This is a genomic window from Aeromonas sp. HMWF014 (genome assembly GCF_963878295.1).
Lineage (GTDB): Bacteria > Pseudomonadota > Gammaproteobacteria > Enterobacterales > Aeromonadaceae > Aeromonas > Aeromonas popoffii.
In genome coordinates this window covers 1-11,893 of sequence record NZ_CAWNYS010000148.1, presented here as the reverse complement: position 1 = coordinate 11,893, position 11,893 = coordinate 1, and the positions used below count along the sequence as shown (strand labels likewise).

The 11,893-nt window shown below is 51.8% G+C and carries 10 protein-coding genes and 1 pseudogene; 1 reads left to right on the top strand and 10 read right to left on the bottom strand.

Annotation, left to right across the window (positions count from 1 at the left end; genetic code table 11):
- The 7 genes and pseudogenes from AAC083_RS05805 to AAC083_RS05775 all read right to left on the bottom strand — a co-directional run.
- A partial coding sequence (locus AAC083_RS05805; protein ID WP_219927864.1) for a hypothetical protein occupies positions 1–293 on the bottom strand: 293 nt, incomplete at its 3' end.
- 2 nt (positions 294–295) lie between these two features.
- Positions 296–1,255: a glycosyltransferase gene (locus AAC083_RS05800; RefSeq protein ID WP_108536075.1), complete on the bottom strand. Its 960-nt coding sequence runs from the start codon at positions 1,253–1,255 to the stop codon at positions 296–298.
- Positions 1,256–1,563: 308 nt separating this feature from the next.
- Positions 1,564–2,562, bottom strand: coding sequence for a KpsF/GutQ family sugar-phosphate isomerase (locus AAC083_RS05795; protein WP_108536074.1), 999 nt, complete (start codon positions 2,560–2,562; stop codon positions 1,564–1,566).
- A 162-nt stretch (positions 2,563–2,724) separates the two neighbouring features.
- Positions 2,725–4,353 (bottom strand): polysaccharide biosynthesis/export family protein, encoded by a 1,629-nt coding sequence (locus AAC083_RS05790; RefSeq protein WP_108536076.1) that lies wholly within the window; start codon positions 4,351–4,353, stop codon positions 2,725–2,727.
- 37 nt (positions 4,354–4,390) lie between these two features.
- Positions 4,391–5,584 (bottom strand): sugar transporter, encoded by a 1,194-nt coding sequence (locus AAC083_RS05785; RefSeq protein WP_108536073.1) that lies wholly within the window; start codon positions 5,582–5,584, stop codon positions 4,391–4,393.
- Between the two features lie 30 nt (positions 5,585–5,614).
- Positions 5,615–6,264: pseudogene (locus AAC083_RS05780) on the bottom strand (ABC transporter ATP-binding protein).
- Positions 6,265–6,268: 4 nt separating this feature from the next.
- Positions 6,269–7,069, bottom strand: coding sequence for an ABC transporter permease (locus tag AAC083_RS05775; protein ID WP_108536072.1), 801 nt, complete (start codon positions 7,067–7,069; stop codon positions 6,269–6,271).
- 835 nt (positions 7,070–7,904) lie between these two features.
- On the opposite strand from AAC083_RS05775, the gene AAC083_RS05770 reads away from it, so the two are divergent.
- On the top strand, positions 7,905–8,429 hold the full coding sequence (locus AAC083_RS05770; protein ID WP_108536071.1) for an acyloxyacyl hydrolase: 525 nt from the start codon (positions 7,905–7,907) through the stop codon (positions 8,427–8,429).
- Between the two features lie 97 nt (positions 8,430–8,526).
- Here the strand turns inward: AAC083_RS05770 and AAC083_RS05765 are convergent, their stop codons facing one another.
- The 3 genes from AAC083_RS05765 to AAC083_RS05755 all read right to left on the bottom strand — a co-directional run.
- Positions 8,527–9,168: an energy-coupling factor ABC transporter permease gene (locus AAC083_RS05765; protein ID WP_108536070.1), complete on the bottom strand. Its 642-nt coding sequence runs from the start codon at positions 9,166–9,168 to the stop codon at positions 8,527–8,529.
- Between the two features lie 97 nt (positions 9,169–9,265).
- The gene (gene pflA, locus AAC083_RS05760) at positions 9,266–10,072 is read right to left on the bottom strand and encodes a pyruvate formate lyase 1-activating protein (RefSeq protein WP_084204556.1); all 807 of its coding nucleotides are present in this window, start codon (positions 10,070–10,072) and stop codon (positions 9,266–9,268) included.
- A gap of 65 nt (positions 10,073–10,137) precedes the next feature.
- Positions 10,138–11,893, bottom strand: a 1,756-nt coding sequence (locus tag AAC083_RS05755; RefSeq protein WP_146181593.1) for a putative bifunctional diguanylate cyclase/phosphodiesterase, incomplete at its 5' end; no start/stop codon positions are given.

Genomic DNA, 11,893 nt, shown 5'->3' with positions numbered 1-11,893 from the left:
GAATTGATCCAATGCTCTTTTGTCGAACACTTTGACATTAGTTCGGCACGAGAAATATCAAAGAGGTTTATTCCTTTAAACTTAATATAAATTAGTTCATCAGCTGATAGTGCTGATAGTTCATCACTCATAGTAACTATACTTGGCCACTGAGAATAATCACCGAATCGACAAATACTATCATTGCTAAAGCTAGGGCGAGTAATTGTTGCTCCTACTTGGTTCAGATAGTTAAGTAATGAAGCGAAATTTTTATTATTTAAATGAAGATTGTCCGAGAATAGCACTCTCATTTTTACTCCCCAAAGGCATTCATGATCTGCTTGATTATGGATTTATATTCATTACAATTTAAATCTATGGAGTTTTGCCAAGTGATGGCCATGTTTTTATTATTAATAGCACCATTTTTTAAATTATTTAATAATTCACTATCAATTAATGGCTTGAAGTGTGATTTGAAATCAAAATCAACATCCATAGATAAGTGACGACCATTAACATCATGTAAAACGAAGTCTTTGGCCATGCCAATTGGATTGCAGTAGATAGGAACTGCAGCAGCAACAGCCTCAGGTATATTTGCTGGACCTCCTTCATAGCGACTGGTCATCAATAATAAGTCGATTGTTTGATATGCATCAGCTATTACTGAATATGGCGCATTTTCAAAACATGTTGATTCAAAGCCCATTTTTTGTAAATATTTTGAAGTTATAAGTCGATCACCACCAATTAGAACAAATGAAAAATGCTCGGGATCTAACCTCTTTAATAGTTCTAGAATGTAAGCTTCCCCTTTTACCTTTCTTGGATACCGACGAGAGATTATTCCTATTTGAATTTTACCATTCCTGTGTCGTGGTGAATTTAAATTTGGCTTTATTAATCTTGAATTGTATCCGTGTGGGATCACAACAGTATTATAAATGTCATGAGATGCAAGAATATCTTTCTGAATTGTATTCAGACATATAACAATGTTAGCTTCTCTATATCTTGGCAGGAACTTATCTATCGATAACCAATCATCAGATTCTTCTAGGTCATGATGTACAGTGACAACGCATGGAGCAATTAGCGATTTCTCAACCTGTGGGCGATGATAGTGACGAATTAAGGTACCTTCCAATGGTCTTACTGACTCATAGTGTTGTATATCCGTTGGAGAGTGTTTTGTGAAATAATTAAGGATGTCGTCGAAAATTTTACTTTTTTGTTCTGTTGACATTACATGGTTAATTGTAATGGGCATTGAAGATCTCCACTGACCTTTAAATTAAAGCTATGTCATATCTTTACATGGTAAAAATTATTGTAGATATAGCAATGTTATGGTTGTTATTTATTTAGGAACTTAGCATTTCCATTCATTCCACATTATTTCGATAGAGATAAAGTGTTATTGAGGAGCTGCGGGGGCTTTAAAGTATCTGTGTTTATTACCATTTCGAAAATGACTTTCGATACAGAGAAAAATAACAATTAATTTATTTTTTGTGATTTTTTATTAAAATCTATTTTTAGATCCTGGTTTCTATGGAACTATAGCACTAAATATTTTTAGTGAAAAAAATCAATTATTCCGATGGGTGTGTTTTTGTCATTTACAACCAGTAACTGTTTTATCTGATGCTCACGCATCAATTCTTCAGCATCGTTTAACATGGCGTTATGGGTTGCAGTGACAGGGCTCAAACTCATGATGTCTTTGGCTTTGAAAGTATTTAGGTCGAAATCTTGGCGGAGCATGGCTCGACGTAAATCACCGTCAGTTATGACCCCAACCAGTGAACTCTTGTTCATCACCAATGCAATTCCGTGTTGGTCTTTTGTCATATCCACAATGACTTCTTTGAGCGCCAAGTCGGGGGCCACTGTGGTTAACTTAGTGCTCATGATATCTTTAAGGCGAGTAAGCAGGCGGCGACCCAAGCTACCACCAGGATGAAATTTGGCGAAGTCATTAGGCATAAAATGACGCTTGTTCATCAGAGCTGATGCAAGTGCATCACCTATGGCCATGGTCAAGGTTGTGGATGTCGTTGGCGCAAGATTGTTGGGGCAGGACTCACCGTTCATTCTGATCTCTAGTACTGCGTCTGCGTTCTTTGCCAGAGTAGATTGGGCGCCACCTGTGATAGCAATGATACGATTGCTGAAATTTTTCAGGGAAGGAATCAACTTTAGCACCTCATCTGTTTCACCGCTGTTCGATATTAATACGACAACATCATCAGGTGTTATCATCCCCAGATCGCCATGAAATGCTTCAGCGGGATGAACGAAGAAACTTGGAGTACCTGTTGAAGCCAGCGTGGCCGATATTTTACGACCGACATGGCCGGATTTCCCCATACCGCAGATAATAACGTGCCCTTTGCATTGGATCATCAAAGAGAGAGCCAATTTATATTGGGCTCGATTAAATTCAGCGGCAAGAGAAACTAGAGTATTCCCTTGTTGTTTAAAGGTCTGCTTGATACTTTCTAGTATGTCGCCCTCAAAAGGTACTTCATCATAGAAGTCACGAATATCTACGGTTTGTTGATTATTAAGCATTTTCTTTATCCCAGTTGTGCGTGAAGCATCATAGTTCTGCTTATGAAGAATGTATTTATGGCCGCTTGTGACTCAATACAGCTCTTATGAGATAAAAATATATCTATTGGAAACGTGTCATTCTAAATGGGCCTCATCATTTTCTGATGAAGCCCATTGGCACTAAAGTAGTACCAAGGCTCTGGCCGAAATGGCGATTTGATAGAGCACCTCGGTAATATCCTTGGTGATCTGCAGCGACTTGGTATCGACCTGCGGCAGGACGAAGATCTCGTCACCCGGCTTGATGGTGATCTCTTTATTTTCCAGATCGCTCTTCTCGATCTGGCTGAAGGTGCCATCACGATGCAGCAACAAAATACGGGAGTTGCTGGCTTTCTGGGTAAAGCCGCCGGCCAGATTGATGTAATCGGCCACGGTACGTTTGTTGTCCATCAGGATGGCGTTCGGGAACATGACATCGCCGTGCACCATGATGAGGTTGGTCTGGCGCGGAATACGGATGATATCGCCCGGTTCGAGTCGCACATCTTCCATATTGGTGCCATTGGCCAACACAACCTGCCCGTTGGGTTCAATGTCTTTGGCACGCTCAACCCACTGCATCAGCAGTTGGGCTTCGCTGTTGCGCAGCTTGGCTTCCCCCTCGGAAGAGGAGCGGGCGGTCAAAATACTGGCCTCCAGCGCCTTGAGGGAGGAGTTCAACATCTCTTTCTGGCGCACCTTGACCGAGTCACGATAGAGCTGGATGGCGCTCAGGTCCGCATCCTGGGTCAGTTTCAGGCCGTTGAGGATGTCGCCGAGACGGGCACCGTACTTGAGCACATACTCCTGCGCACTGTCGTGTTCCCCTTCGACCCGCACTGCGATGGAGGCATAGCGTTTGTCGGCGATCACTTCCACGGTGTCGCCCGAGCTGACCATGTTTTTGGCCAGTTGGGCGTTATTGATGGGGTAGTAATCCATGCGAATATCTTCGCCCTGATTACGGCTCACCCGAATATGAGTGGCATCGGGATCGGGGTTGGCCATCTGCATCAGCTCGGCCAGGGTGACATGGGGTTTGCTCAGCTCGAACTTGTTGGCATTCGCCACCTTGCCGCGCACCGTGGCCTGATAGCGCAGCGGCGCCACCACTATGATGTCGCCATCGCGCAGCTGGGTTGGCAGCAGGGTGCCATTGACCAGGAACTGGTAGAGGTTGTAGTGGCGTAGGGTCTGGCCATTGCGCTTGAGGGCCACATCCAGATAGCTACCGCGCTCGGGGGCGATACCGCCAGCCTTGTCGAGGAAGTAGAGAATGGAGTCGCCAGACTGACCGGCAAACAGGCCCGGCTGTTTGACAAAGCCGGTCACGAAGATCTTGACCGGCTGGCTCACGTCCAGCGTGGCGTACACGCTGACGTTCTTCTGATAGACGGTGGTGACGGCCCCGAGCAGGGTGTCGTTCAGTTGTTCGTTGCGTACCCCGGCCACCTTGATGGGGCCCACCTTGGGCAGGAAGATATTGCCCTGTTGGTCGACCGTCAGGGCTTGATCAAACTCGACCCCCCCCCACAACTGCACCTGCAGGCGATCGCCGATGGCGATGCGGTAATCCGGGTTGAAGCCGTTGAAGGATTCACGGGCAAACTCACCGCGAAACAGCCAGTTGCCAAACACAGGATCCCGGGTCTGGGTATCCGTGATGACCTTGCGCACCGGGGCCCCTTCCTGGGAGATTTCCAGGGCATAAGCGGGTTGGAGCAGCAAGCTCAGGCTCAGTGCCAGCATGCTTGGCTTGAGATTCAATGGTCTGGTAAAGAAGGTATTCAACGACATACTCCTGTCAGTCCTGATGTTCGCGCAAGGTGGCAAGACCCATCACGATCAGACCGTAGAAAAGGCAAAGCAGAACGCCAATGGTGGCCAGATTGTAGAGACGACGGGGATATTCGGCCTCTTCGGCCTGAGTGGGTTGGCTCACCACCAGCAAGTGCTTCAGTTTGCGATAGGCCTCGACGCGGGCCTGCTCCATGCTGACCAGACCTGTCTTGTAGACATCGGCCGCCAGCTGGGTTTGTACCTGTACCGCCTGATAGTCGGCATTGACCTCGTTGAGGGATTGCTTCTCGCTGCCGGTCAGGCGCTTCTTCTCTTGTGCCAGCTGGCGGGTGAGGGCATCGACCCTGTCTTTGACCGCGACCACGTCAGGGGCATTGGGGTTCATGTAGATTTGCAGTCGTTTCAGTTCGGCATCCTGGCGCACCAGTTCTGCTTCAAGCTCAGACACCACCCCCATCATGGCGGTACTGGTGGCCTCAGGGCTCATCAGCTGGTGCTGGTTCTGGAAGGCCAGCATCTTTGCCTGCTCCCCCAACAGCCGCTCGTGTGAGCGGGCCACTTCGGTTTCCACGAATTTGAGTTGCTCCATCGCCACCTGACGGCTCAACCGGTTGATAAAACCTTCGCTCTCTTTGAGCATCAGGCTAACAACCTGTTTGGCATAGTCAGGCTCGAAGGCTTGCAGGCTGACGGTCAATACCCCGGAGAGCTCATCCAGGCTGACGGTGAGGTGATCCCGATAAAATGCCAGAAACTCTTCGCGGGTGGCATCTGCCGGCAGGCGCGAGAACATATCGGCACTGTCGCTTTGAAAGTGTTGTTTTAGTTGCAGTGCGTTATCCAGGGTGTTGAGCATATCCCAGGATTTGAGGTAGTCCTGGATCACCAGCACATCCTGATGATTACTGCCCCCCAGCCCCAGCATGGAGAGGGCATCCGGCAGCATCTTGAGTTGATCGGCCTGCTTGATGATAAGGCTCGCCTGACTGACATAGCGATCGCTGGCAATGGCGCCGTAATAGAGGGTGGCCAGGCTGAAGCAGACCACGACCCAGAGAAAGCTGCCAAGCTTGATGGCCTTTTTCCAGGAGTGGTGGGCAACCTGATACCCCTTGGAATCGATAAGAAACAGCTTGGGGTCGCGCTTGAATTTACGCAGCTTGCGCTCAAGCAGGGCGGTCAAATTGGCTTTGGTCATAAATATCCGTGGAAAGACTTAAAGGAAACATTAGAGCGTTTGATAGATGGCGATGGCTTCTTCGATGTCGTCATGCAGGGTCAACTGCCCGTTTTGCAGCACTATGCCCATGTCGCACTGTTGGCGCAGGGTTTTCATGTCGTGAGAGACCATGATAAGGCTGGCGGTTTCCCGTTTTTGGGTGAAGACATCGATGCATTTCTGTCTGAATCTGGCATCCCCCACCGAGGTGATCTCGTCGGTCAGATAGATATCAAAATCAAAGGCCATGCTGACGGCAAAGGAGAATTTGGATTTCATCCCGCTCGAATACCCCTTGATGGGCAACTCATAGTGCTGGCCAATCTCAGAGAATGCTTTTACCCACTCTTCGACCTCGGCCGTGTCGTGTACCCCATGAATGCGGCAGACGAAGCGGGTATTTTCACGCCCCGACATGCTGCCCTGAAAGCCGCCGCTCAGGGCCAGTGGCCAGGAGACCCGGCTGTGGCGGATCACCTTGCCCTTGTTGGGCATGTCCATGCCGCCCAGCAGGCGAAGCAGAGTCGACTTGCCCGCGCCGTTTGCCCCCAAAATGCCAATATTGCGATCCCCGGCAGGGTAAAGCTCACATTTCTTAACACGTAATGGCGGCCAAACTTGGTCGGGTAATATTTTGAGACGTTATCCAGAGTGATCATGTTGTCAGCTTGCTATGAGTCGTCGATGGCTGAGGCGATAGGCACTCATCGCAAAGGTCAGCAGCACCAGGGTGATGCCCGCCAGATACGACCAACTGCCCCCCTGTGTCTGAAAACCGGCAATCCAGCCCGAGCGGATAAGTTCAAGCGCGTGCACCACTGGGTTCCACAGCAGCAGATGCTGGAAATTTTGTGGCACGGCCGCCAGCGGGAAGAAGACCGCCGAGATCCACATCATGGGGCGCATCAGAATGGGTATCAGCTTGCGCGCCTCCTCAGAGAGGGACGTGGCGATACAGAACAAGGTTCCCAGCGCAAAAGAGAAGAGCATCAGCAGGCCATATCCTGTCAGTACGGCCAATGGATCTGTTGGCATGGCATCGAAACCGAACCACATCAGCCCCAAGATCAGCACAAAGGCCACCAGTACGCCGATCAGGGTTTCCAGCAAGAAACGAGAGAACAGGGTGGCAAAGGGAGTTACCTGCCGATAGCAGAACAGCCCTTTGTTAGCACTAACTGCGGACTGCAGCTGGCTGGCCATGTTTTGAAACATCAGAAAAGGAAGGTAGCCAGCCGCGATAAAAACTGGTGCTTCGACCCCGCCAAAGCCATTGCGCTGGCGCATGCCGAATATGAAACAGAACACAGAAATCGCGAAAAGAGGGTCGAGCACGGCCCATGTGTAGCCCATGCGGTAGTTGCCAAAACGGGTCTTGAGCTCCCGCATCAGCAAGCCGAAGGTGACATCCTTGAGCACCGCCCATGAGGTCCGATGCTGATTTGATAGAATAGGGGTGATCAATTTTTAATCTTTATGTCGGTATATGGATGAAGGGGGGACTCTATTACGAACTTTTTGGTGACAGGCGAGCGCTCATGGTGAATACCTGATCATTAGTGTGTGTTGAATGTTTTTGGTTTTACGTTTGTTGTCAAAATGTGTTTCGCTGGTGCTTTTTAGGCATAGCTACCGCACGGTAATGACATATTCCCGAACCAAAAAGCGATCTGTAATGAGAATGAATAAATTGAGGGTGATAGCGAGGGACTACTTGCTCAAAAAGCAAACAGAATTCAACTTACAAAGGTAAGCAACCAACCCGTGCATATAGCGCCATTATGTGACGCACGTCATGCTTATTTTTATTTGTGGCGCATGGTACCTATCAGTCGCAATTGAGTCAACATGTCAGACGCAATTTGGTCGACACACGATAGCTAGTCACTTATTAATGCCAATTTCAACCCATAACGCATTGTTATGTAATGTTTTATGTCTTTTTTGGTTAAATATGCACAGAACGTATGACTATGCGTGACGATAAGCTGATTAATGAAGCTGCCGCCAGCTCAAACAAGCGCCGTTAATTTATCTTGTTTTTGTGATGTTAATTTATTGCATTTTACGTGTAGTTATGATTAATGATTTTTCATGGGTCTTTGTGGTTAAACAATGATCTCTTGTTGTTAGTTTTCCTGAATTAAACGCCAACACCTCATCATTGCTAGACTATTTATTCTTAAATGATGATTTTTTTAGTTTTATCCATCGCGTTGACAAGCGTCCATCCCACTGACATATCCTCATATGTGCCCGTTCGGACGGCACCATAGATAACAAGGATGTAGGAGGGGATATGGACGCTAATACTCTCTTGCTCTCGGGACTGCTGGCTTCGTTGGTCGCGAGTTCAGGGGCAATCGCCAATGACAATATTGTTGCACTGCAATTAGGTACACCTGCCGAGAGCGAGAAGCTCGACATCTTTACGGCTGACGTGAAACTTCATCATATGTTCTGGCGTTGGGGGGATTCAGGCTGCCAGTTTGGTCTCGGTGTGCGAGGGGGCATGCTGGAGGTGGAGGATGAGAGAACGGCTCGGCTGGGCACGGGGGCTCGCGCCGAATGCCTGTGGGGTAACTGGGTGGTCTGGCTCCCGGCAGAGGTGTTATGGCTGGCGGATCATGAATTTGGTCATCGTGGCAATGGCTTCAAGGATTACGGCGGCCCCTTCCAGTTTGCCACCGGTATTGGTCTGGGCTATGCAATCACCCGCAACTGGCTGATTGGCTATCAGTATGAGCACATGTCCAACGCCAACATGTATGAGTCCAACCCAAGTCTGGATACTCACTCACTTCATATCGACTACCGTTTTTAACGCTTGCGTCTCTTCTGGTTGCCAAGCCCCTGCTCGTCAGGGGCTTTTTGTCTGCCCATGCGGGTTGAGTCATGGACAGACAAGCATGGCGTAGGGGTCAGCGCCCCAGGTACTCCCGCTCGAAGAAGGTGTTGACCCAGTGGGGGCGGTAGATGGCGAGCAGTGTCATTGTCATGCCGTTGAGCAGGGCTTCGGGGAAGAGCAGCAGTGGCCAGATGGAGAGGTAGTCTGCACTGATGGTGTGCCACGGATAGGTGCCACTCATGTCCATCAGCAGGGCGCTGGCGACCACCTTGACCGAGATACTGAGGGCGCCGCCGCCGAAGGCGACCACGAACAGGTAGACGAACAGGTGGCGGGGCAACCAGGCCCAGCTGGCCAGAAACAGCAACCAGCTGGAGGCCACGGGCAGAGCGACGCCGATCAGTGCATGCCAGCCGATGTCGGCGAGCTCGATGACATCGAAGTAGCCGAGGATCAGCAGTGTCAGGCAGGGAGCGAGCAGGGCAAGGCGCCACCCCAGCAACAGGGTCAGGCTGGTGAGGCCGAGAAAGTGCACCTCCAGCCCCTCGTGCAGGCCGGCACGCAAGACCCAGAGTGGGACCAGCGCGATGGCGCCACCCAGGCAGAGGTGTTGATAGAGTGGTTGGGCAAGCAGGGTTCGCAGCAGGGGGCCGCGCAGGCTGAATATAAGCAGCAATAGCCAGAGCAGGAGGGCTGCGGCTTGTCCTTCACTCATGGCATGTCCTTGTCATGTGATGGCGTACTGAGCGAGCAGGGGTGAGGGATAACAATAACAAGGGCTGGCGTATTCCCTGCCAGCCCTGCTTTAACAATCAGTATTTGACGTGTTTGTGATACTTGCTGAGGATGCCCTGAACTCGGTCCATGGTCTCCTTGCTGGGGGGCTTGATCCCGTTCAGATCATAGTTCTCACCCAGTACGTCCCACTTGTGCTTGCCCAGCTCGTGGTAGGGCAGCAGCTCAACCTTCTCGACGCAATCACCCAGCTCGGCGATAAACTGACCCAGCCCTTCGGCGCTTTCGTCATCGTCTGACCAGGTCGGCACCACCACGTAGCGGATCCACATGGTCTTGCCCTTGGTGGCCAGATAGCGGGCGAACTCCAGGGTGTACTTGTTGCTGACGTGGGTGAGCGGTATGTGCTTCTCGTCATTGATCTGCTTGATGTCGAGCAGCACCAGATCCGTGTTGTCGAGCACCTTGTCGAGCTGCTCGTCGTAGTGACGCACGAAGCCATTGGTATCGAGACAGGTGTGTATGCCTTTCTCTTTGCAGGCGGCGAACAGGTCGGCGATGAAGTTTTGTTGCAACATGGCTTCGCCACCCGAGGCGGTCACGCCACCGCCAGAGGCATTCATGAAGTGGCGATAGCTGGTGATGTCGCTCATCAACTCCTGCACCGTCACTTCACGGCCACCCTGGGTGTCCCAGGTGTCCCGGTTGTGGCAGTACTTGCAGCGCATCAGGCAGCCTTGCATGAACACGATAAACCGTATCCCGGGGCCATCGACAGTGCCGCAGGTTTCAACGGAATGGATCCGGCCAATGATCCCGGACTCGCTGGTTTCAGCGACCGCACCGCTGGTGTTGACAGCAGGGATCCGATTAATGACAGACATAGACAACTCCAACGATTCGAGCAGGTCGTTATTTTATTACATAAAGCCCTATAAATCCTACCTGTTTAGCCCGGCAGGGGCGAACCCAGCAGGCTTTCCAGGGCCCTGACCGTGAGTGGCTTACTGGTCAGGAAGCCTTGATAATGCTGGCATCCCAGCGCTTTGAGGATGGCGAGCTGTGCCTCATCCTCCACCCCTTCGGCGGTCACGGTAAAGCGGAAAACCTTGGCCAGATCCAGGATCGCCTTGACGATGGCCTTGTCCTGTTCGCTGTGCACCAGGGTCTGAATGAAGCTTCGGTCGAGCTTCACTTCGTCCGCCGGCAGATCCCGCAGGTAGGCGAGCGACGAGTAGCCGGTACCAAAGTCATCGATGGAGAGCAAGAGGCCGAGTTCCTTGAGTTGCCGCATCCTGGCGATGCTCTCCAGCCGGTTCTCCAGCACCACGGATTCGGTCACCTCCAGCAGCAGACGGGAGGGGGGCACACCTGTGTCGCGCAATATGTACTCCACCTGCTGCACAAATCCTGCGGTGTGGAACTGGCGGGCGCTGACGTTGACCGACAGGTGAGGAATGGCAAAACCGCGGTTGAGCCAGAAGCTGTACTGGGCGCAGGCGGTCTTCATCACCCAGTAGCCTATGTCCTGGATGAGGCTGGTCTCCTCGGCGATGGGGATGAAGTCTCCCGGCGGCACCATGGTGCCGTCGCTGCGCTGCCAGCGTAGCAGCGCCTCTATCCCTGACAAACTGCCGTTGTCGACCCTGTATTGCGGCTGGTAGTAAAGCTGCAGCTCATGGTTGCGCAGGGCATCGCGCAGCTGGTTGTTGAGGGCCAGCTTGCTCTTCTCTTTCTGGGCCATGGCCTCGCTGAAGAACACATAGTTGCTCTGGCCGGAGCGCTTGGCCATGTGAGTGGCGGTATCGGCCTGCTGCATCAGCACCAGATGATCCTGATCTTCGTTGGAGAAGAGGCTGATCCCCACAGAGGCGCTGCAGTGCAGCTTGTGATCCTCGATGTCGAACGGGGTGCGAAACAGCCCCATCAGCTCGCGGGCGAAGTGCTCGGCCAGGATCTTGGCGGTGACATAGCCCTGACCCAGGGCGGTGAACAGCAGGGCGAACTCGTCTCCTGAAATGCGGGCCAGCACTAGGTTGTCCTGGGGCAGCCCCTTGAGCCGCTCTACCACGGCTTGCAGCAGCAGATCGCCGCAGGCGTGGCCGAGGGAGTCGTTGATCGATTTGAAGTTGTCCAGATCCACCAGCAACAGGGCACCCCACTGACCACTGGGTGCCTGCAGGGTACGCTGCATGATGTCGTTGAGGCTGCGCCTGTTGTAGAGGCCGCACAGATCGTCGTAATAGGCGAGCTGCTCTATGTGGCGGGCGGCGTCTTTCTCTTGGGTGATGTCGTAAAAGCTGCAGACGTAATGGCTGAGCTCACCGTGCTCATCCTTGACGCCGCTCACCATCAGCCGAACCGGGAACAGATGACCATCCTGGTGCAGGCAACGCTCCTCGCCCATCCAGAACTCCTGCTCATCGACCGCCCGTCTGACATCCTCTTTCAGGTGATCGCCGTAATAGGTGGGCCGCAGCTTGATGATATGCTGGCCGATCATCGCATCATCGCTAAAGCCGGTGATGCGACCAAAAGAGCGGTTGACCTTGAGGATGATCCCCTGGTGATCCATCACCAGCAGGCCGTCGTGGGTGTTGAAGGCCACTTCCGCCAGGCGCAGGGCATCGTCGGCGGCGAGCCGCTGCAGCTCGATGGCGGCCCGTTCGTGCTGGCTGTTGAGGGCATCGAGCAGTGGCATAGGG